Annotated in this window: 18 protein-coding genes; 6 read left to right on the top strand and 12 right to left on the bottom strand. The window is 70.1% G+C overall.

The window, feature by feature from the left end; translation table 11 throughout:
• Window position 1: 1 nt before the first annotated feature.
• The 5 genes from QPK29_RS07650 to QPK29_RS07630 are packed head-to-tail and all read left to right on the top strand — an operon-like array spanning window position 2 to window position 6,330.
• The gene (locus tag QPK29_RS07650) at window positions 2-886 is read left to right on the top strand and encodes a DUF58 domain-containing protein (protein ID WP_371771608.1); all 885 of its coding nucleotides are present in this window, start codon (window positions 2-4) and stop codon (window positions 884-886) included.
• Complete coding sequence (locus QPK29_RS07645; protein ID WP_371771607.1) at window positions 883-1,752, top strand: BatA domain-containing protein; 870 nt, start codon at window positions 883-885, stop codon at window positions 1,750-1,752. Before QPK29_RS07650 ends, QPK29_RS07645 begins: the two co-directional genes overlap by 4 nt.
• Entirely contained in the window at window positions 1,736-3,712 is a 1,977-nt protein-coding gene (locus QPK29_RS07640) for a DUF4175 family protein (protein WP_371771606.1), read from the top strand. The genes QPK29_RS07645 and QPK29_RS07640 overlap by 17 nt, the downstream gene beginning before the upstream one ends.
• Window positions 3,709-5,235: a hypothetical protein gene (locus tag QPK29_RS07635; RefSeq protein ID WP_371771605.1), complete on the top strand. Its 1,527-nt coding sequence runs from the start codon at window positions 3,709-3,711 to the stop codon at window positions 5,233-5,235. The genes QPK29_RS07640 and QPK29_RS07635 overlap by 4 nt, the downstream gene beginning before the upstream one ends.
• Window positions 5,236-5,295: 60 nt before the next feature.
• Window positions 5,296-6,330 carry an MBL fold metallo-hydrolase gene (locus tag QPK29_RS07630; protein ID WP_371771604.1) on the top strand — a complete coding sequence of 345 codons (1,035 nt, stop codon included), beginning with the start codon at window positions 5,296-5,298 and terminating at the stop codon, window positions 6,328-6,330.
• Here the strand turns inward: QPK29_RS07630 and QPK29_RS07625 are convergent.
• The 11 genes from QPK29_RS07625 to QPK29_RS07575 form a co-directional block, all read right to left on the bottom strand.
• On the bottom strand, window positions 6,311-7,630 hold the full coding sequence (locus tag QPK29_RS07625) for a phenylacetate--CoA ligase family protein (RefSeq protein ID WP_371771603.1): 1,320 nt from the start codon (window positions 7,628-7,630) through the stop codon (window positions 6,311-6,313). The two genes, QPK29_RS07630 and QPK29_RS07625, sit on opposite strands and share 20 nt — an antisense overlap.
• On the bottom strand, window positions 7,623-8,720 hold the full coding sequence (locus tag QPK29_RS07620) for an NAD/NADP octopine/nopaline dehydrogenase family protein (protein ID WP_371771602.1): 1,098 nt from the start codon (window positions 8,718-8,720) through the stop codon (window positions 7,623-7,625). The genes QPK29_RS07625 and QPK29_RS07620 overlap by 8 nt, the downstream gene beginning before the upstream one ends.
• Window positions 8,721-8,822: 102 nt before the next feature.
• Window positions 8,823-9,335, bottom strand: a complete 513-nt coding sequence (locus QPK29_RS07615; RefSeq protein WP_056329139.1) for a GNAT family N-acetyltransferase — start codon at window positions 9,333-9,335, stop codon at window positions 8,823-8,825.
• 40 nt (window positions 9,336-9,375) lie between these two features.
• The gene (locus QPK29_RS07610) at window positions 9,376-10,146 is read right to left on the bottom strand and encodes a spermine/spermidine synthase domain-containing protein (protein WP_371771601.1); all 771 of its coding nucleotides are present in this window, start codon (window positions 10,144-10,146) and stop codon (window positions 9,376-9,378) included.
• Complete coding sequence (locus QPK29_RS07605; protein ID WP_082579137.1) at window positions 10,146-10,526, bottom strand: energy transducer TonB; 381 nt, start codon at window positions 10,524-10,526, stop codon at window positions 10,146-10,148. Before QPK29_RS07605 ends, QPK29_RS07610 begins: the two co-directional genes overlap by 1 nt.
• Window positions 10,527-10,757: 231 nt before the next feature.
• Window positions 10,758-12,080: a sensor histidine kinase gene (locus QPK29_RS07600; RefSeq protein ID WP_371771600.1), complete on the bottom strand. Its 1,323-nt coding sequence runs from the start codon at window positions 12,078-12,080 to the stop codon at window positions 10,758-10,760.
• Window positions 12,077-13,411 (bottom strand): sigma-54-dependent transcriptional regulator, encoded by a 1,335-nt coding sequence (locus QPK29_RS07595; protein ID WP_371771599.1) that lies wholly within the window; start codon window positions 13,409-13,411, stop codon window positions 12,077-12,079. Before QPK29_RS07595 ends, QPK29_RS07600 begins: the two co-directional genes overlap by 4 nt.
• A 24-nt stretch (window positions 13,412-13,435) precedes the next feature.
• Window positions 13,436-14,671, bottom strand: coding sequence for an ABC transporter permease (locus QPK29_RS07590; RefSeq protein ID WP_056329156.1), 1,236 nt, complete (start codon window positions 14,669-14,671; stop codon window positions 13,436-13,438).
• Between the two features lie 18 nt (window positions 14,672-14,689).
• Window positions 14,690-16,000 carry an ABC transporter permease gene (locus QPK29_RS07585; RefSeq protein ID WP_056128547.1) on the bottom strand — a complete coding sequence of 437 codons (1,311 nt, stop codon included), beginning with the start codon at window positions 15,998-16,000 and terminating at the stop codon, window positions 14,690-14,692.
• Between the two features lie 10 nt (window positions 16,001-16,010).
• Window positions 16,011-16,727, bottom strand: coding sequence for an ABC transporter ATP-binding protein (locus QPK29_RS07580; RefSeq protein ID WP_056128535.1), 717 nt, complete (start codon window positions 16,725-16,727; stop codon window positions 16,011-16,013).
• An 18-nt stretch (window positions 16,728-16,745) separates the two neighbouring features.
• On the bottom strand, window positions 16,746-18,014 hold the full coding sequence (locus QPK29_RS07575) for an efflux RND transporter periplasmic adaptor subunit (RefSeq protein ID WP_056128532.1): 1,269 nt from the start codon (window positions 18,012-18,014) through the stop codon (window positions 16,746-16,748).
• A 212-nt stretch (window positions 18,015-18,226) separates the two neighbouring features.
• Between QPK29_RS07575 and QPK29_RS07570 the strand changes: the two genes are divergently transcribed.
• Window positions 18,227-19,729, top strand: coding sequence for a MutS-related protein (locus tag QPK29_RS07570; RefSeq protein WP_371771598.1), 1,503 nt, complete (start codon window positions 18,227-18,229; stop codon window positions 19,727-19,729).
• Here QPK29_RS07570 and atzF read toward each other — a convergent pair.
• Complete coding sequence (gene atzF / locus QPK29_RS07565; protein ID WP_371771597.1) at window positions 19,712-21,484, bottom strand: allophanate hydrolase; 1,773 nt, start codon at window positions 21,482-21,484, stop codon at window positions 19,712-19,714. The two genes, QPK29_RS07570 and atzF, sit on opposite strands and share 18 nt — an antisense overlap.
• Window positions 21,485-21,492: the final 8 nt, after the last annotated feature.

Below are 21,492 nucleotides of genomic sequence, written 5' to 3'. Positions count from 1 at the left end.
CGTGTTGGCTCCATCGTCGCTGATCGCGCACACGACCAACCTCGACCTCGTGGTGCGCCACGTGCTGGCGGGGCTCGGCCACGGCATCCACGCCGGGCGCGAGCGGGGTGCGGGTGTCGAGTTCTCGGAATACCGGGCCTATGCGCCGGGCGACGAGTGGCGCCGCGTCGACTGGAAACTGCTGGCGCGCGCCGATCGGTACTACGTGCGCGAGGCGGAGCGCGACAGCCACGTCGCCGTCTGGCTCGTGCTGGATGCGACGGCATCGATGGCGGAACCCAGCCGCAGTATCGAAGGGCTCACGAAGCTGCGGTACGCGCGCGTGCTGCTCGCGTGCGTGGCCGCCATCGCGCAGCGCCAGGGCGATGCGTTCGGCCTCGTCGTGTGCCGCGGCGAGCGTGCCGATTTCACGCCGGCGGCGCGCGGGCCGCGCCAGCTGCAGCGCGTGCTGGCGCGCCTGAACGGCGCCGACGCGGGCGGCGTGCTGCCCGGCGCCGACACCCTGCGCGCCAGCCTGCATTTCAGCCGCGCGCCCGGCGTCGTGTGCGTGGCAAGCGACTTCCTCGACTGGCCGTCGCCGCTGTCCGATGCGCTGCTCCGGTTGCGCCGCATGCGCCACGACGTGCGCGCCCTGTGCCTGCACACGCAGGCCGAGGCGGATGCCGCGTTCGACGCGACGCCGGCTTACCGCGACCCCGAGCACGGCGGCGCCGTCTACCGCTTCGGCCGTGACGTGAAGGAAGCGTACGTCCGCAACCGTGCCGCGCATTTCGACGAGGTCGTGCGCGCGTGCCGCAAGAACGACGTGCCGCTGGTCCAGGCGCGCATCGAGCAGGCGCCCGGTGAAGTCCTGCGCGCCTGGTTACGGAGGGCGCGGGTCGCATGAACGGGATGAGCTTGTGGTGGTGGGCGCTGCCGGTCGTGCTGCTGCCCATCCTGTGGCACCGCCAGAAGCGCGAGCAGACGAAGACGGCCTTGCTTGCCTCGGCACGCTTCCTGCCGGCGGCGGAGCCGAAGCAGCAGCGCGTGTGGCGCTGGCACGACGTGATCCTGCTGACGCTGCGCTGCCTGCTGCTGGCGACCCTGATCGCGCTGCTGGCCGACCTCGTGCTGGCGTGGCGCGGGGACACGGTGCTGGTCGTGCCGGGGACGCCGCCGGCGCTCGTCGCCAAAGAGGCTGGCCAGCGCATTACCTTGCCCGATCGCGACGCCGTGACGTGGCTGCACGCGCACGAGCGCGAATTCGAACCGGGTGCGCGCCTGGTCGTCGTCGGCGATGCCGTCATGCCGGCCGTGCTGCCGCGCTTCCGTCACGCCGTCGAGTTGCGCACGGTGGCGGCGCCTGCCGCGCCGGTCGAACGTCACGTCGCCGTCTTCAGCGACCGCGTCGACGACTGGCGCCGGCTGTTCGCGGCGGCCGAGGGGCCGTGGCATATCGTCGTGGATGCGGCGCCCGGTCCGCATACGGAACTCGTCGTGTGGGACCGGTCCGACGCGCCGCCGGCCGGCCTGCGCGCACCGCTGTGGCGCGCCGAGCCGCCGCACGACGCCGACGGTGCCCGCGCCCTGTTCGCCGCCTGGCAGCGCCAGTATTTCGGCGTACGACCCTACACGGCGCCCGCACAGGCGCTCGCGCCGGATGCCGCCGCGCCGGCCGGACCGGCCCCCGGTGCGCTGCGCCATTGGCTGGGTCTCGCGCTCGTCGCGCTGTTCGCACTCGAAAGGATCGTGACCCATGTCCGGCGCCGTTGATCTCGCGCGGCGCTTGTGGCGCGCCGCATTGCTGCGCCGGGCCGGCTTGTGGTTCGTCGGCGCGCTGCCCTGGCTGTTGCTGCGCTCCGGCCCCGGCCTGCTGGCGTGGTCCGCGTTCTGCGCGTGGGACGGCCTGCACCTGCAACGCCGCGTGGCGCATGGCTGGACGCACTGGGTCGACGGCGCCGTGCCCGAGATGGAAGACAGCGCCGCGCTGCTGGCGGAGGAACCGGAGACGCCCGTCGCGCGCCTGCAGCGCGAGCGCCTGCTGAAACGCATCGACGCCGCGCTGCCGCCGCACCGCGTGCGCGCCATCGTGGCCGCGCACGTGCCGTTCGGCTGGACGTGGCTGCTCGCGAATCTCGCGCTCGCGGGGCTGGCGTGGGGTTCGGCCTTGCTGCCGCACGCGGCCGGTCCGCACACTGCCGCTCATGCGGCCGGACGGCCGGCAACCGCGCCCACGACGCATGCGGGACTGGTCGTGAAACTGGCGCCGCCGTCGTACACGGGCGTGGCGCCATCGTCGTCCACACCGAAGGATGCGCAGGTGCCCGAGCAGACCGCGGTCGAATGGTGCCTCGACGACCCACGGAAGACGGATGAAACCATCGAACTGAGCGACGGCCAGGCCCTGCATGCGGGACCGGCGTGCGCGCGCTGGACGGCGACGGAGTCCATCTTCTGGCGCTGGCGCGGCGCGCGCTACACGCTGAAGGTGATCCCGGACCAGCCGCCCGAGATCGCGATCGCGCAGCCCAACGAGATGACGAAGGACCTGCCGCGCGATGCGAAGAACGCGGCCATCGCGGTGACAGTCACCGACGACTACCGCGTCCAGCAGGCCACGCTGCACCTCACGCTGGCGCGCGGCAGCGGCGAGAACATCCGCTTCAGCGACCGCGAACTGCCGCTGCCCGCATCGACCGACCCGCGCCGGCGCAGCTGGAGCCGCGATTGGCTGCTCACGGACCTCGGCATGGAGCCGGGCGACGAGTTGTACTTCTTCGTGCGTGCCAGCGACAACGCGGCGCGGCCGCACACGGTGCAATCGCCCACGGTCACGCTGCGCCTGCCCGCGCCGCCATCGGAACAGGCTGAAGAGACGACGGCGCTGCCCACGCTCGTCAAGCCGGAAAGCCTGCGCAGCCAGCGCCAGGTCATCATCGACACGGAACAGCTGGTGGCGGACATGCGGTCGAAGAAGATGCGAGAGGACGACGTGCGCGAGCGCAGCGAAAGCATCGCCTCCGACCAGGCCGCGCTGCGCCGCCGCTACGGCCAGTTCCTCGGCGAGGAATCCACGTTGTTCGGCAAGGACGACGACCATGATGAAAAGCCGGGTGCAAAGCTCGACGTGCTGCACGAATTCGGCCACGCGCACGACTCGGTCGAGAACGCGACCCTGTTCGACGACGCGACGAAAAAACTGCTGCGGCGCGCGCTGTCCGCGATGTGGGACGCGGAAAAAGCGCTGCGCGCCATCACGCCGAAGACCGCGCTGCCGCCCGAGTACAAGGCGCTGGACGCGATCAAGGCGCTGCAGCAGGCGGAACGCATCTATCTGCACAAGACGGCGTTCGCCCCGCCGGCCATCAAGGAGGACAAGCGCATGAGCGGCGACACGGCCGGCGCGGCCAGCTACAAGCGGGCGCAGTCGGACGCTGCGGAGATCGTGCCGGCGAACCTGCGCGACCTCGTGCAGGCGCTCGGCGGCGACGGTCCGCTGCCCGCATTGTGGACGCGCACGGCGCATGACTGGGTGCGCGAGCGCATCACGGACGACGAGCAGCGGCTCGCGGCGCAGCGGGCGATCCAGGACGTGGCCGACGGCAAGCCGGCCGCGCGTGCGCAACTGGCCGCGTGGCTGCGCGGCGGCGTGCTTGACGCGCCCGTGCTGCTGCAGGCGCGGCCCGTCGTCGAGACGCCGTTCGCGAAAGCGCTGCAAGGAGGCGGGCGATGATTGCCATTGCCATTGCCATTGCCGCTGTCGTCGTTGGCGTGCTGGCCGCGCTGGGGTATGCCGCGCGCCGGCACTGGATCGATGCCGTGCTGGCGCTGGTCGCGGGCGTCGCGCTGGCCGGCACGGTCGGAGAATTTTCGTTGCCGGGGGAGGCGGGGGCCACGCAGATGGTCGATGCGGCCGACCCGCCGCGCACCCTGGCTGGCGTGCGCACCTTGCGCCTGGCCGGCGACGGTCTGCGTGCGGCCGAGTGGGACGACCTGCCGGCCCGTCCGCTCGACTGGAACAAGCCCGACACCCCGGCGATCGATCTCGACTTCCCGCGCACGATCGCGCTGGGCCGCGTGTTCACGCTGAGGGTGCACCGCTCGTGGTCCGCGCCCGGCCGCCTGCAACTGCTGGCGGAAAACGGGCAAGTACTGGCCGAAGCGAAAGGCGACACCGACCTCGCCGTGCAATGGCTGCCGCCCGTCGCGCAACGGCTCGTGCTGAAGGCGCGCCTGCTCGACGCCGCGGGCAAGGTCGTCGATGAAGGCCCCGTGCCGTTCACGGTGACCGATCCCGCGCCGCTGCAGGTGCGCGGCCGGTTCGGCGCGCCGTCGTTCGACCTGCGCGTGCTGGACGACCTGCTCGCGGCGAGCGGCGCCGTCATCGACTGGCAGGTCGAACTCGGTAAAGGACTGGAACGTGCGGAGACGGCGCGCGCGGAAATGGACAAGCCCGAGCTGGAGATCGTCGACGCGGCCTGGTTCGAGCGGGCCGGCGCCGCCTCCCGCGATGCGCTGCTCGCGCGCGTGGCCGGCGGTGCGCGGCTGCTCGTGCTGGGCGCGAATGCGCGCGATGCGAGTACGTGGGCACGCAGCGTGAAATTGCCGCTGGCGCCGCAGCCGGCCAACAAGACCATCGGCACGGTGCTGCCGATGGCGTCCGCCGGCCTGAATCCGAGCGGCGACCGCGCGGGCGAGTGGATCGGCAAGGACGGCCTGTGGACGCGCGACTGGAAAGACGGCCGCATCGCCTGGCTGGGCGTGGGCGACTGGCACCGTCATGCGATCGCGCAGCCGCGCCAGCTGGCGCTGTGGTGGCAGGACGTTCTCGACCACCTGGGCGTGCAGCGCCGCGCGGACGTCGCATGGCTCGATCCGGAGGAGATGCCGCTGCCGCAGCGGCGTCTCGCGATCTGCGCGCGGGGCGTGAGCGGCACCGTGACGGTGGCGGAACTGAAGCAGACGCTCGCCTGGCAGCGCCGCCCGGAACACGTGGACGCCGCCTGCGTGGCCGTGTGGCCGGCGGCCAGCGGCTGGTTGCATCTGCAGACGGGCACGAACGACGGCCAGGTGTACGTGTATGCGCCGGGCGACTGGCCATTGTGGCAACGCAGCGAACGCCGTGCGGCGACTGCGCTGTATGCGGCGCGCACGCCGGCGCCGGTCGCACCGGGCACGCGGCCGCTGCCCGTGTGGCCGTTCGGCGTCGTGTTCGCGCTGGCCATGCTCTCGCTCTGGTGGCGCGAACGGAGGTGAGCCGGCATGAATTTCCCGAACGTGCGATGATCGTTCATCGTCTTTCGATCCATCTCCGCCATGTCTGAATCCACCAACGCCCCACGTCACCCCGACGGCCGTTTCCGCAACGTCGTCCCGCGCCGCCGCCAGGGCATCATGGAGATGCTGGCGCTGTTCTGGAAAGTGTCGACGACGAAGCCGAAGACGGCGGTGCCCGACCAGCCGCTGCCCGTGCAGCCGGTGACAAGGGCCGACATCGAATCCGCGCCCGACGCGAGCCTGTGGCGCCTGGGCCATTCGACGATGCTGTTCAAGCTCGCCGGCCGCTACTGGCTCACGGATCCCGTGTTTTCCGAGCGCGCGGCGCCGGTGCAATGGGCCGGTCCGAAGCGTTTTCACGCGCCGCCGATCGGCATCGAGACGCTGCCGCGGCTGGCCGGCGTGATCCTGTCGCACGACCATTACGACCATCTGGATTACGACAGCATCAAGCGCCTGATTCCCAAGGCCGACAAGTTCATCGCGCCGCTCGGCGTGGGCGACCGCATCGTCCGCTGGGGCGTCGATCCCGCGAAGGTGCGCCAGCTCGACTGGTGGCAGTCGACCGATGTCGAGGGCCTGCGCCTGACGGCGGCGCCGTCGCGGCATTTTTCCGGCCGGAGCTTGAGCGACGGCGACCGCACGTTGTGGGTGTCGTGGGTGATCGAAGCGGCGGGACTGAAGCTGTTCTTCAGCGGGGACACGGGTTACCACGACGACTTCAAGACCATCGGCGAGCGTTTCGGCCCGTTCGACGTGACGTTCGTCGAAAACGGCGCCTACAACGCGATGTGGCCCGAGGTGCACATGCTGCCCGAGGAGACGCTGCAGGCGCACCTGGACCTGCGCGGGCGCTGGCTGGTCCCGGTCCACAACGGCACGTTCGACCTGGCGCTGCATCCGTGGTACGAACCGTTCGAGCGCATCGCCGATCTTGCGCGCGCGGCCGGCGTGAAGCTGGCGACGCCGATGATGGGCGAGCGCCTGGCGCTCGCGCAGCCGCAGGAGGGCGCCGACTGGTGGCGCGAGGCGATGCCCGCGCCGGCCCTGCCGCTCACGCACCCGGCGCGCTGACCACCAGCTTGCGCTTGCCGTTCGGCGCCAGCGGGATGTCGCTTTCTTCCTGCAAGGTGATGTCGAACCGGTCGCCCCAGCGGCGCCGCTGGGCGTCGAGCAGGAAGGCGCGCTGGGCGGCGTCGAGCGGGCCGTGGCGTCCCACCACCGCGAGGACGATCTCGCCGGGACGCCGCTGGCGCACCTGGTACAGGCGCACGACGTCCCACGTGGCTTCGTCGATGACGATGGACAGGCCGGGGATGCGGCTGCCCGCGCGGTCGACCAGGAATTCCTGCGCGCGCCCGTCGATGGCGGCGCAGCGGCCGCCTGCCTCGATCACGCCGTAGTCGCCGGTGCGGTAGCGGATCAGCGGCATCACGTCGTTCCACAGCGAGGTGCCGGCGATTTCCGCGCGCTCGCCGTCCCAGCGGTTTTCCGACCAGCCGTACAGGGGCTGGAAGCGATAGTCCGCGCCCGCAAGCCCGGTGCATGTGGCGAAGGCCAGGTTCGTGCGTTCCGACAGGCCGTAGTTGAGCGAGACGGGGCAATCGAACAGCCGGCGCAGCGCCGCCAGTTGCGCGGGCGTGACGGGCTCGGACGCCAGCAGCACGGCGCGCACGCGGACATCGAGGTCGCCGGGATCGAGCAGTTCGGCCAGCGCGGCCGCGGAGCTGGGATACGCGTGCACGTAGTCCGGGCGGAAGCGGTTGATGGCCGCGAGGATGGCGGCGCGGTGCGCGGCGCCGACGTGGTAGGGCGACAGCATCAGGCGGTTGCCCGCCACACGCACCGGCGGCTCGTGCGCGAGGCGGCGTGCGTCGGCGCCGATGCGCAGGATGCGCGATTTGTCGAACGAGAAGCCGAAGCGCCCCCACTCGTGCGCGAAGAAGGCTTTTTCGATGTCGGCCAGGCGCTTGTTGCGCCACATGCCGATGCCCTGGCCGGACGAGCCGCCGCTCGTCGCGTACAGCAGCCGGCGTGGGTCGAGGCGGCTGTCGAGGAAGTCGCGCTGCCGGGCCATCACCTCGTCCTTGGTCAGCCAGGGAAAGGCGGCCAGCACCTCGGCGAGCGGTTCGTGCGCCGCCTCGGCGACGCCGAGCCGCACGGTGCGGCGGTAGTGCGGCACGTGCGCGAGCGCGTGCACGAGGATGCGGCGCAGGCGGCGCCGCGCGAGCGCATCGACGGCCGCGGCGTCGCCGGCGAGCAGCGCGCGCAGGCGGAAATAGTCCGGGTGGTACAGCAGGCGGGCCGGAAGATACGGGCGCCACGCGTAGTAGCGGCGCGCCAGCCAGCCGTACAGGGCGGCGCGCTCAAGCATCGAGCAGGCGGCGGAAGTCGGCCGCCGAGGCGTCGCCCAGCCCGAGGCTCGCCAGGGTGCGCGCCTCGGGTTCGCTGCGGAAATCGCGGTCGAGCAGGCCCTCGGCGATCACGATCAGCGCATCCGCCACCGGTGTCGGCACGTCCATCAGGCGGCCGATCGAGGACAGCAGGGCGAGGCCCATCGGCACGTCTTCCGTGATGAAGCGCGTCTCCATGCTGGCCGGTCCTTTCGGGCCGCCTTCCCGCGCGTAGCGGCGGAACACGGCCAGCGCGGGTTCGTCCAGGTCGTCGGCGTTGCGGAAGCGGCACTCGTTTAAATACGGCGACGGCTGGCCACCCGTGGCCGCGATGACGGCGTTCTTTTCCGCGTCGAGCCGCGCCAGCAGGCGCAGGACCGAGGGCGTGAACGCTTCGCGGTACATCCAGAATTCGCCTTCCGCGTATTCGATGCGGCTGGCCGAGAGCAGCGTGCCGATGGTGTGCACGACGAGGTTCGGATTGTGCAGCGCGGATTCGACCACGTTGGTGCGGGTCGCGACATACGTCGGGAACAAACGGGCCGCGCGGGCCAGACCCTCGGCCGCGCGGGCCCGCGGCATGAAGGCCAGCGCGTTGCGCACGTTGCGGAACAGGATGTCGACGGTGCCCGGCGCGACGAGGCGTGCGTCGTAGGGCAGGCTTTCGCCTTCGGCCAGCAGGAACCCGGCGCGGGCCTGCCAGGGCAGGAAGTGGAACGACCCCAGGTAGCCGGGCGCCAGCAGCACGAGCGGGCGGCCGTCGAGCCGGGGGCCGATCAGCGCGGCGACGTGCGGATGGCACTGCGTCTGCGTGGTGACGACGACGGCGTCGGGCGCGATGTCGAAGGCTTCGTCCGGATCGCGCGTGGCGAGCGCCAGCGCGGCCGTGCGCGGTGTGCCGTCGCCGGCCTTGCCGTGCACCGTGATCGCGCGTGTTGCGGCGACCGCGTCGAAGTTCTCGTCATGCAGCGCGCGCGACGTCTTGAGCAGGGCGACACGGTGACCATCCAGCGCCAGCAGGGCCCCGAGCGCGCAGCCGGCATTGCCGGCGCCAACCATTAACACGTTCATGCTTGAGCTCCGTCAGAATCGTCGATGACGTTTCATGACAATGCCCATTACACTTTTGGTTGAGTTGCGCTGGCTCAGTCGTATGCGCCGCGCATGACGGAACTATTTGCGGTAGCGGTAGGTCTGCAGGGGACCGTCCGGGAAGCTGACGGTCTCGGCTGCGATGGCCCCGGCTTTCAATGCGACGCGGCGCGACGCTTCGTTGCCGGGCTTGATCAGGCTGATCAACGACGTCATGCCCAGCGTGCCGAACGCGACGTCGCGCACGGCCCGCGCCGCTTCCGTGGCGAGACCGCGGCCGCGCAGCGCGGGCACGATCATCCAGCCCAGTTCCGCTTCGTCCCACCCGGCCGGATGGAACAGGCCGACGCGGCCGACGAAACTGCCGTCGGCGGGATCTTCGAGCATCCACGCGCCGTAGCCGCGCATCTGCCAGTGCCCGATCAGCATGGCGAGGTGCAGCCAGGCGTCCGTCCGGTCGAGCGGGCGGCCCTGGCCGATGTAGCGCATCGTGTACGGGTCCGCATGCAGGGCCGCGAATGCCCCCGCGTGGCGGGCTGCCGGGACGACGAGTTGCAGGCGCGCGGTGCGCAGGAGCGAGATGTCGGTGGCCATGCCCCATGCTAGCCCGAGCGGGGCCGGGGCCGGCGCACGATCAGCCGGCGTGGTCGCGCATCCACTCCTTCAACCCGTTGACCCAGCTCTTGGCCGGCAGGTTGTAGCGCCGCTTGATGTCGGCCGCGCGTTCGTACAGCACGGCGAAGTCGATCTGCGGCGCGTCCTTGAACGCGACGACGACGATGTTGGCGTCGTGGACCTCGGGCAGCCAGACGACGGCGTCGAACGCGTCGCGCATCGCATCGAGGTTCTTGTCGTAGTTGGAAAAATCGCCGAACACGTTGGCGGTCATGACGCCCCCGCTCTTCAGGCAGGCGGCGCACGCGGCGTAGAACTCGGGCGTATCGAGCACGGGGCCGCGCGCTTCCTCGTCGTACAGGTCGACCTGCAGCACGTCCACCGTGCCGTGATTGGCCTCGTCCATCACGAAGTCCAGCGCATCCATCTCGCGCACGTCCAGGCGGCCGTCGTCGGACGGCAGGCCGAAGTGTTCGCGGCAGATGGCGATGACGTTCGGATTCAGCTCGACGGCCGTCACGCGCGCCTGCGGAAAGCGCAGGTGGGAGAACTTCGTCAGCGCGGCGCTGCCGAGGCCCAGTTGCACGATGCGGCGCGGATTCGGCAGGAACAGCATCCACATCATCATCATCTGGACGTATTCCAGCTCGATCGCATCGGGCCGCGCCAGCCGCATCGCGCCCTGCACCCACGAGGTGCCGAGGTGCAGCGAGCGCACGCCTTCGAATTCGGTGATCGTGGCCGGCGGGTGGCCGGGCCGGGCGAAGCGGGGATCCCTGGCGTTGGTCATTACGGCAGCGACCACGCGTACTGGACGGGCTGCCACGCCGCGACCGTATGGCCGTTCTTCAGCGTGGGCTTGAAGCGGCACAGCCGGAGCGCGGCTTCCGCGGCGTGGTCGAGGATCGCGTAACCGCTCGACTTGAGCAGGCGCGATTCGCGCACGGTGCCGTCGCTGCCGACCAGGAAGGCCATCATCGACACGCCGCTCATGCGCGCCTGCAGCGCTTCCTGCGGATAGGCGGGCGGCGCGCAATGCTGGCCCGGCACCTGCTGCTGCGGCGGTTGCTGCGGCTGCGCGGGCGCAGAGGCCGTACGGGTGGCAGGAGACTGGACGCAGCCGGCCAACAGCGCCAGCGCGGTCATGCAAAACAAAGGTAGTCGGATCATTCCTCGCGTACTCCAACGTCGACGAAACCGGGAGTATCGCACGATCGTGCGCTTTCGCGGCAAATTCGGGGTCAGAGCACATTATAAATGGTCGTTGCGCTCAACCTCGCCTATTGTGCGGGCAAGTACGTGGAACGGCGTTCAACCGGCGGAATGGCGTCGGAAAAAAGGGACCTGACCCCGAATCTGAGCAATTTCCTAAAACCGGGCTCTGACCCCGAAGTGTCGAGTTCAGGCGGGCAGGATCAGGGTGACGGCCAGGCCGCCGCCTTCGCGGTTGCCGAGGGTGATGCGGCCGCCGTGGGCTTCGGCGATTTCGCGCGCCAGCGCCAGGCCGAGGCCCGTGCCGCTGCGCTTCGTCGAGTAGAACGGGACGAGGGCGTTCGTCAGCACGGCGTCGTTCATCCCCGTGCCGCGATCGAATACGTCGATGCGGACCACGTCCTGCACGCGCCGTACGTGCAGCTCGACGTCTTCCGGACGCGAGCCGGATTCGTGCGCGTTCTTCAGCAGGTTGAGGAGCGCCTGTTCCATCTGCGCGCGGTCGATGTGCGCCGGAGATTCCGGCAGTTCGCCGCCCAGGCGGAACGCCACCTGGCCCGCGAGGCCGGCCACGAAATCGGCCCACGCGATCGTCTCCAGGCGCGGCGCCGGCAGCTTGGCGAAGCGCGCGTAGCCGAGGATGAAGCTCTCCAGGTGGCGCGTGCGTTCGCCGATGGTCTGCAGGATCTGCGGCAGGCGCTCCGTCTGGCCGCGCCGCACGAGCTCCGCGCCGGAGTGGGCGAGCGATGCGAGCGGGGCCAGCGAATTGTTCAATTCGTGGCTGATGACGCGGATGACTTTTTTCCACGTCTGCACTTCCTGGCGCCGCAGTTCGGCCGTCAGCTGGCGCAGCAGCAGCAATTCGTGGCGCCGGCCGTTCAGGCTGAAGTTGCGGCGGGCGAGGTGGTAGACCTCTTCCTCTTCGCCGTCGCCGGCCGTGAACAGGCCGTCGCCGCCGCGCGCCAGCGCTTCCACGAGGGCCGGCGTCTTTTGCAGCACGTCGTGCAGCGCGTGGCCATCCAGTTTATGGCCCTCGAACAGTAGCTGGCGCGCCGCCACGTTCGCGTAGACGATGACACGGCCGGCGGCGCCCGGCGGCTCCGTCACGAGCAGCATGGCGACGGGCGTGTTCTGCACCATCGTGTCGAGCAGCAGTTCGCGCTGCACGAGGTCCAGTCTCTGCTCGCGCAGCACTTCGCCCAGCGCGTTGTGGGCGGCGATGAGGTCCGACAGTTCGTCGTTCTGCGGCCAGTGCAGGCTGAACGAAAAATCGCCGTCGCGGTAGCTGGTGACCGTGCCCTCCAGCGCGCGGAACAGCGACAGGATCGGCTGCACCTGCGAGCGCAGGGTGATGATGGAAATCGGCACGACGCACAGCAGGCAGATGCCCAGCACCGCGAGCGGACGGCCCGGCAGCAGATGGTCGAGCGCGAGCGCGATGATGATCCCGACCGCCAGCAGCGTGCCGACGAGGGCCGACCAGCGCGTGACGAGCGACAGCCGGAATTTCATGCGGCGCGGTCGATGCCGAGCCGCTCCATGCGACGATACAGGGCCTGGCGCGACAGCCCGAGTTCCGCGGCCGCCTGCGCGATCACGCCGCCCGCGCGCGCGAGCGCCTGCGTGATCGCCTCGCGGTCCGGTTCCGCGTCGAGCGCGGCATGGGCCGGCAGCGGCAGGCCGAGGTCGGGCGGCTTGATCACGTCGCCCTGGGTCAGCAGGTTCGCGCGCGCCATCACGTTCTTCAGTTCGCGCACATTGCCTGGCCAGTTGTGCGCGAGCAGGGCGGCTTCCGCGCCCGGATGCAGGGTCTTGCCGCGCGGGAGGAAGCCGTGCGCCAGCGGCAGGATGTCGCCGGGACGCGCGGCCAGCGCCGGCAGCTTCAGTTCGATCACGTTCAGGCGGTAATACAAATCTTCGCGGAAGGTGCCGGCGCGGATCATCGCCGCGAGGTCCGCGTTCGTCGCGCTGATCACGCGCACCTTCACCTGGCGCTCGCGGTTGGAGCCGAGGCGCTCGAAGCGCCCGGTCTCCAGCACGCGCAGGAGTTTCATCTGGCCGGCCAGCGGCAGGTTGCCGATCTCGTCGAGGAACAAGGTGCCGCCGTCGGCCGCCTCGAACTTGCCTTCGCGCGCCTTCGACGCGCCCGTGTACGCGCCGGCGTCGGCGCCGAACAGCTCCGCCTCGATCAGTTCCGACGGCAGCGCGCCGCAGTTCAGCACCACGAACGGGCCGTCGCGGACCATCGAATTCGCCTGGATGATTTCGGCGATGCGTTCCTTGCCCGTGCCGTTCGGCCCCGTGATCAGGACCGGCACGTCGGCGCGCGCCACCTGGCAGGCGAGGCTCAGCACGCGCTCCGTGGCCGGGTCGGCCCACACGAGGCCGCGCAGGTCGAACTGCTGTTCCAGTTCGCGCCGCGCGCGGCGTTCGCGCTGCAGGCGCTGGCCCAGTGCGCGGTTGGCCTGTCCCAGTTCGATCAGGTTCGTCACCGTCGCGAGCAGGCGGTCGTCGTTCCACGGCTTCGACAGGTAATCGGCGGCGCCGGCCTTGATCAGGTCGACGGCCGCGTCCAGGTGCGTCCACGCCGTCAGCAGGATCACCGGCAGGTCCGGATATTCTTTCCGGATCGCGCGGAACAGCGCGACCCCTTCCTCGCCCGACGTGGTGTCGGCCGTGAAGTTCATGTCCTGGATGACGAGATCGACTTGTTCGCGCGCGAGGAGGGCGAGACCTTCCTCGGGCGAGGCGGCGCGCAGCGAGGCGATGTCGTGCAGCGAAAACAGGACGTCGAGCGCGATGCCGACGGCGGCGTTGTCATCGATGATCAATACGGTAGGCATGCCCGCTAGCATATCACTGCCGGGTCACACGCTGCGCGTCGCGGTGGCCGGCGAAATGCTGGCCGCGCGCCACGCCGGACCGTAGGCCGCGGCCACGCCCAGCAGCCAGAAGCCGAGGGCGCCGAACACGAGATAGCCGGCCGGCAGGCGCGCCATCTCCAGCTTGCTGACGAGGAGCTGGTTCAGCGCGAGGCCCAGCGCCACGCCGCCGAACACGCCGGCGCTCGTGATCATGAAGTTCTCCGTGATGAAGTAGCGCAGGATGTCGGTCTTCTTCGCGCCCAGCGCGCGCCGCACGCCGATCTGCTTGCGGCGCTGCGTGACCCACAGGCTGGCCATGCCGACGATGCCGGAACAGGTGATCAGCACGAGCAGCGCGCTCACGGTGATCAGCATCCACTGCAGCGCGGCGTCGCCGCGGTAGCGGTTCTTGCGGTCGTCGTCGGTGGTCCCGAGCTCCATGATCATCGGCGTGGCTGACGACTTGCGCAGCGCCGCCTCCGCCTCCTTCATCACGCGGTCGCGCTGGCCCTGCTCCGTGCGCACGGCATACAGCGTGCCGCGGCCGCCGCCGTACTGGCGCTGGGGGATCAGCACGGAATGCATGCCGCGTTCCCTGGTCTCGGCGTGCGCGCTGATCAGGTTCTCGACCACGCCGATGATGCGCGCCGGATGCGCGTCGGCGCCGACGCCGAAGTAGATCGTCTTGCCGATCGCGCTCGTGCCCGGCCACAGCTTGTCGGCCGTCGGCTTCGTGATGATGACGCCCGGCGGATACACGTCCTCCGTGCGCTCGTTCACGTCGACGAGTTCCTGCGGCTGGAAATCGCGGCCCTCGACGAGCGTGAGGCCGAACGTCTTGATGAGCGAATCGCCGGACACATAGGTCGATATGTCGGTACTGGACCGCTCCTGGCGCGGGTCGAGCACGATGCTGGTGTTGCTGCCGCTGCGCGACATCGGCACCTGGCTGACCTGGGCCGCGGCGACCACGCCGGGGACGGCGCGCAGGACCTCGGTCTGGCGTCTGATGTCGGCCAGCTGCTGCTCCGGCGTGGCGTTGCTGAGCGTGCGCACGGCGATGTGGAACACCGCGTGCTCGTCGGCGAGGCCGGACGGACGCGACATGACCGCGCGCCGCTCGTTCACGATGTGCACGGCGTTGGCGAGGATCGCCAGGCTGAGTGCGACCTGCAGCGCGACCAGCAGGGGGCCGGTCTTGTTGCGCAGCAGCGCGGATAGGATGGGACGGAATTCCATGGCGTTCTCCTAGGGCCGTTATTGCGATTTGAGCTGGATCGCCGGCGTGACCTGGCACGCGCGCCAGGTCGGCAGCAGGCCGGCGAGGATGGCGGCGCCGACCGAGATCACGAAGGTCAGTCCCAGCATTTCCCAATCCATGTGGGCGACGGCAGCCATCGAATCGCTCGACATGCGGATCAGGGCCAGCGCGCCGAATGCGAGAAGCAGGCCGAGCACGCCGCCGACGAGTCCCACGACGGCGGTCTCGATCAGGAACTGGCGGAAGATCTCGGTGCGTGAGGCGCCCAGTGCGCGCCGCACGCCGATCTCGGTGGCGCGCACGGAAAACTTGGCCAGCAACAGGCCGATGGTGTTCACGAGGCACAGCGCGAGGAAGCCGAAGGACAGCCAGGTCTGCAACTGGCTGTCCTTGCCGACGACGTGCGTGTACTCCATCCAGCCCAGGGCATCGAACAGCTGGTTCGGCGCGTTGCGCGTCAGGCGGCCCAGCTTGCGCTGTTCGGCCGCGTAGCTGTCGAGCCAGGATTGCAGGTCGCCGCGGTCGCCGGACGACGCGGTTTCGAACCACGCGGTGATCCACGTGCAGTCGGACGCGAGGCGCGCGGCGAAGCCCGGCCCGACGTTCGAGGAGCAGCTCATGCCGCCGCGGTGCTGGGTTTCGTGGCGGATGGCGGTCGGTAGCGGAATGAAGAACTCCTCGCCCGTGACGTAGGGCGATCCGCCTTGGAGCAGGTAGACGCGCGGCAGCATCTTCCACTTGGCGGTAACGCCGACGACGGTGAACGGAAAGCCCATCAGGTTCAGGCGCCGGCCGACCGGGTTGACGTCGCCGAACAGCTTGTCCGCCATCGCGCGGCTCAGCACCACGACGTCGGCAGCGCGCGCCTCGTCCGCCTCGGTCCACGGCTGACCGTAGTCGAACGGCACGTCGAACATGGCGAAAAAGTCGCGCGTTGGCGCCAGGCCGCCCATGTTGAACGGGGCGATCTCGCGCCGCGGCGGCTCGACCGACGCTTCGACGCCGTACAGCGCCGTGCGGCGCACGCCCTGGCCGCTCTTGAGCATGTTCATCGCATCCTGGTAGGTGATCTGGATGTCCTCCGGCCGTTCGCCCGGCGTATAGCCTTTCACCGGGCCCGGGTCGATCAGTGGCACGAACAGCCGGGTGCTCTTCTGCGGGATCGGGTCGCTCGACATCATGTGCAGGATCGTCAGCGTGGACACGCTCGCGGCCACGCCGACGGCCAGCGTCAGCACCATCAGCGCCGTGAGGGCGGGGTTGCGGCGCAGGCTGCGCACGCCGAGCCTGAAGTAATAGCCGAACATGGTGCGCTCCTTATGCGGTAACCGTGGCGGACTTCGTGTCGACGAGGGTCGGGCCGCGGCGAACGAGGTCGGACACCTGGCCGTCGATGATGTGCACGTTGCGCGTGGTGCGCACCGCCAGTTCCGGATCGTGCGTGACCATCAGGATCGTCGTGCCGGCCGCGTTGATTTCTTCCAGCAGTTCCATCACGCCGCGCGCCATCTGCGTATCGAGGTTACCGGTCGGTTCATCCGCCAGCAGCAGTTTCGGCGAGCCCGCGAGCGCGCGCGCGATGGCCACGCGCTGCTGCTGGCCGCCGGACAGCTCGGCCGGATAATGCTTCATGCGCGACGCCAGGCCGACTTTCGCCAGGGCGTCCTCGATGCGCTTCTTGCGCTCGGCCGCGTTGAAGCCGCGGTAGCGCAGCGGGACGTCGACGTTGTCGTACAGGTTCAGGTCGGGGATCAGGTTGAAACCCTGGAAGATGAAGCCCAGCTTTTCGTTGCGCAGGCGCGAGCGGGCGTTGTCGTCCAGCCCCTTCACGTTGACGCCGTCGAGGATGTATTCGCCGGACGTGAATTCCTCGAGCAGGCCGGCGATGTTGAGGAAGCTCGTCTTGCCCGAGCCGGACGGACCGGTCACGGTGACGAACTCGCCCTCGCGGACTTCGATCTCGAAGCCGCGCAGCGCGTGCGTCTCGATCATGTGGGTGCGGTATACCTTGGAGAGATTGGTCATGCGCAGCATGGCGGATCCTTTGGTTGGTTACTGGTTGATCGAGATGCGGTTCGCGTTATTGAATGCGTCGGTGCCGGCGACGACGACCTTGTCGCCCAGCTTCAGGCCCGACACGATTTCGACGGCCGACATGCTGGTGGCGCCCATGCGGATCGGCGTGCGCGTGGCGATCCCGTCGCGCACGACGTAGGCATAGCGTCCGCCCTCGCTCTCGACGAACGGGCCGCGCGCCACCATCAGCACGTTCGGGCGTTCCTCGATGAGCAGGCGCGCCGTCACGCGCTGGCTCTGGCGCAGGCCCTTCGGCTGTTCGCCGTCGAAGCGCACGCGCGCCAGCACCATGCTCTTGACGACTTCCGGCGACAGCGCCGACAACTTGCCCGTCGCGGTGCCCGAGGGCAGCGTGACCTCGGCGTTCATGCCCAGGCCCAGGTCGGCCGCATACGTCTCCGGCACCTCGATCTCGACCTCGAGCTTCGACAGGTCGACGAGCGTCATCAGCGGCGCGTTCGCGGCGACGACCATGCGGTCCTGTACGTTCAGGGTGCCGATGAAACCGTCGACGGGCGCGCGCACGGTCAGCTCGTCGACGCGGCGCTGCGCTTCTTCCATCGACAGGCGCGCGCGTTCCAGATCGTTCAGCTTCGTCTTGATCGCGAGCGCGACGTCCTCGCTTTCCAGGCTCGCCGCCTGCGTCGCGTGCTTCGCGCGGATCTGTGCGGACTGCAGCGCGTCCTTCGCCTTCTGGTAATCGATCTTGGCGATGACGCCGAACTGGCCCACGCTGTCGTAGCGCTCCAGGGTGCGCTGGGCGGACAGGCGGTCGATCTCGGCGGTGTCGGCCTCCTTCTGCGCCAGCAGCTTCTGCTTGCGCGACAGGATCTGCTGGCGCGCCACCTCGGCCTTCAGGCCTTCGTACGCGGACGTCTCGCGTTTCAGCACGTCCGCCAGGTCGGGCGATTCGAGCACGGCCAGCACCTGCCCCTTCTTGACGGTGTCGCCGGCCGCGACCTTCAGGTTGACGGTGGCGGGGGCCTTGGCATACAGCGTCGGGCTGACGGCGGCGACGACGCGGCCGTTGACGGAGGCGTCGCGCACGAGCGTGCCGCGCGTGACCTCGGCGATGCGCAGGCGCGACGCGCTGACGGACGCCTCGCTGCCGCGCCATGTCGACACGAGGCCGGCGCACAGGGCGGCCACGAGGACGGCGCTGCCGACCCAGAGCGCGCGGCGCTTCAGCTTGTGGCCCGGGGGCGGGGCAATGACGGCGTCTTGTTGTGAGGTATCGCGGATCATGATGTGGACACGGGTTGTGGACAGTGCCTGTATTTGCACGATCCGTGCCATGTGCTAACCCATTGATTTCACAGGCGGGGACAGTGGACACGGCCGCGTCCGCGACTGTCCGGGGGCGGTGTGGACGGACAGTCGCGGACGGTCTTGATATTCTGGAAACCGGCCATAGTTTCTTGCCAACAATAGTCCGGCGCCGCCCAGGAAAGTCCTGCATGACCTCATACAAATCTGAACCGGACGAGGTGGCGGTCCTGCGCCTTGCCGTGCCGCCCGACGCGGACGATCTGCTCGACGATGCCACCTGGCGCGATCTGCTGCTGCCCGGTTACACGGACACGCTCGCAGCCGGCACGAGCCTCTTCGGGCGCCAGGTGCTGGAGCGCGACCTGCGCGGCGGCCTCGATGACGCGGCGGTGGCATCGAGACGCGCCCGCGTGCAGGCGTTGCTGGACGATCCCGCGCAGCTGGACGCCCTCGAGCGCAAGCTGGCCTGCCTGCGCGAAGCGGACATCGACGTGGCCGCGTTGCTGTTCGCGGACACGCAGCCGCCGCGCCCCGGCTGGGTCGGCCGGCTGCTCTGGCTGCCCGTGCTGCTGGTGGCGTCGATCGCGGCCGCGCTGCTCGTCTCGCCGTGGGGCTGGGTCGGCGTCGGGGCCGCCATGTACTTCCTCGTGATGGTGCACATGCGCTACCAGGACCGCGTCGGCCTCTGGACGCGATCGCTGCGCGCGCTGCAGATGCTATTGCGCGCCTGCTCGCTGCTGGACGGCAGCGATCAGGCGCTGAGCAAGCCCTTCACGGGACGGGGCGCGCGGGCAGGGCGGTTGAGCCGCTCGCTGGACCGTTCGCTGCTGGCCGCATCCGGCGTGCCTGGCGCGCGCGAATACGCGGACTGGTTCGCGGCGGCCGACGTGCGTCACTACTACCGTACGCTGGCCCGGGTGTTCGGCGCGCGCGACTTCCTGCGCGAGTGCTACTGGCTGTGCGCGGAGCTGGAGGCGGACGTGACGCTGGCCCGTCACCTGCGCGAGCGTCCCACCTGGTGCTGGGCCACGCGCACCGGCGCGCGCACGCTGGCGATCGACGGCGGCGTGCATCCGCTGCTGGACGAGGCGCGCGGACTGTCCGTGACCCTGGACGGCAAGGGCGCGTTCCTGTCGGGCCAGAACGGCGTGGGCAAAAGCACGTTCCTGCGCATGCTGGGCCTGAACCTCGTGACCGCGCGTGCGTTCGGCTTCTGCTACGCGCAGTCAGCGAGCCTGCCGGCGTTGCCGGTCGTCGCCAGCATGCAGAACGAAGATTCGCTGCTGGGTGGCCAGAGCCTGTATATCGCCGAGCTGGCGCGGGCGCGGATGCTGCTGGCGCGCGCCCACGGTCCGCGACCCGTGGTGTGCCTCGTCGATGAAATCTTCCGCGGCACGAACCACGAAGAATCCGTGTCCGCCGCAACAGCCGTCGTCGACGCACTCGCGCGGCATGCGCTGGTGGTCGTGTCGTCGCACAACCTCGTGCTGGGTTCGCTGCTTGCCGACGCGCTGGCGCCGTGGCGCATCGTGCGTCGTGGCGACGGTTTGCAACTGGAGTCCGGCGTGCTGGGACGCACGAACGGCGTGGCGCTGCTGGTCGAACACGGCTTCGACACGGACGTGCAGCGCCGCGCGGAGCAGGTGGCCGCGTGGCTGGCGCAAACCCGGCTGTCAGGCAGCCTGTCGTGACCGGTACGCGCGCCAGCCGCCGAACATGCTGATGTCGGTGGCGTCGGCGATGGCGGCCGGTTCGCAGATGAAGCCCTTGACCCAGCGCCCGTCCGCCAGTTCGAGCGAGCCGATGCCCAGCGGCGCCGGGATCTCGGCCACGAATTCGCCGAAGCGGCGCAGCGGCAGTTCCCACACTTCCACCTCGATCGCCGCGCCGTCGCGGTCGACCCGCGCCAGGCCCGGCTTGGGCGGCGTCGTGCCCGGCAGCGCGTACAGGCGGTAGTGCGGCGCCGTGTGCGTGGCCGCCACCTTGCGCGCGCCCCGTTCCAGCAGCTGCCAGTTCAGCGGCTGGCCCGCCAGGTGCGCGCCGACGACGGCCACCTGTACTGTCGGTTCGGCGAACGGCAGGGGATCCGCGGCCAGCGCATCGGCTTCCGCGCCGCCGAGCAGCGCCGCGACCGCCGTCGCCAGTAAGTGGTCGCTGCCGGCGGCGCCGATAAGCGTGACGCCCGCCGGCAGGCCGTCCGCACGGGAAACCCCCGGCACGGCCAGCGCGGCCATGTCGAAGAAGTTCACGAAGTTCGTGTAATACCCCAGTTGCGCATTCAGTTCCACGGGGCGCGCCAGCACGTCGGCGATGCGCGGCATGGTCGGCGTGGTGGGCACCAGCAGGAAGTCGTAGCCCGCGAGGCTGTCCTCGGCCGCACGGCGCAGCGCCGCCAGCCGGTACTGGCCCATGAACGCATCGGTCGCATCGTATTCCCGGGCCTGCCCGATGATGCCTGCGACTACCGGATGCGCGGCGTCCGGCTGCGCGTCGATGAAGGCGCCGACGGCGGCGTGACGCTCCGCGACCCACGGGCCCTGATAGAGCAGGGCGGCGGCGTCGCGGAACGGCGTGTAGTCGACCGTGCCGAACGTGCAGCCGGGGAGGTCGCGCAGGCGTGCAAGGGTCGCCTCGAAGGCGGCTTGCGCGGCGACGTCGCCGAAGAATTCCAGCTGCGCGGGCACGGCGATGCGATAGCCGCGCCGGCGCACGCCCTGCGGCGCAATGCGGCGCGAATACGGGTCGAGCGCATCGTACCCGGCCGCGGCCTGCACGACCTTCCACGCGTCGGCCACGCTCGCCGCGAACACGGAGACACAATCGAGCGTGCGGCACGCCGGTACCACGCCGCGCGTCGAGAGCAGCCCGCGCGTGGGCTTCAGCCCGACGATGCCGTTCAGGCCCGCCGGCACGCGGCCGGATCCGGCGGTATCCGTGCCGAGCGCGAACGCGGCCATCCCCAGCGCCACGGCGACGGCGGAGCCGGAACTGGAGCCGCCCGACACGTAATCCGGATCGACCGCGTTGCGCACGGCGCCGTACGGCGAGCGCGTGCCGACGAGGCCCGTCGCGAACTGGTCCAGGTTCGTCTTCCCGACCAGCAGGGCGCCGGCCGCGACGAGTTTTTCCACCACCGGCGCCGATGCGTCCGGCACGTAGGCGTAGGCAGGGCAGGCGGCCGTGGTGGGCATGCCCGCCACGTCGATGTTGTCCTTGACGGCGAACGGGATGCCCAGCAGCGGCAGGCGCGCCAGCGCGGCGGCGCCTTCGGCCGCCAGCACGGCGTCGAGCGCGCGGGCCTGTGCGCGCAGCGCGGCGGCGTCCATGCGGCTGATCCAGATCTCGGGGCGGTCCGCGGCGGCGATGCGGGCCAGTACCTGCTCGATGCAGCGGCTGGGCGTCGATGCGCCGCCCAGGTAGTCGGCGTGGATGTCGGTGATCGTCATGATGTCTC

Origin of the sequence: Massilia orientalis (assembly GCF_030411975.2) — a bacterium.
Classification (GTDB): Bacteria; Pseudomonadota; Gammaproteobacteria; order Burkholderiales; family Burkholderiaceae_D; genus Telluria; species Telluria orientalis.
Note: the sequence above shows the minus strand (reverse complement) of the source record. Positions and strands in the feature narration are given on the sequence as shown.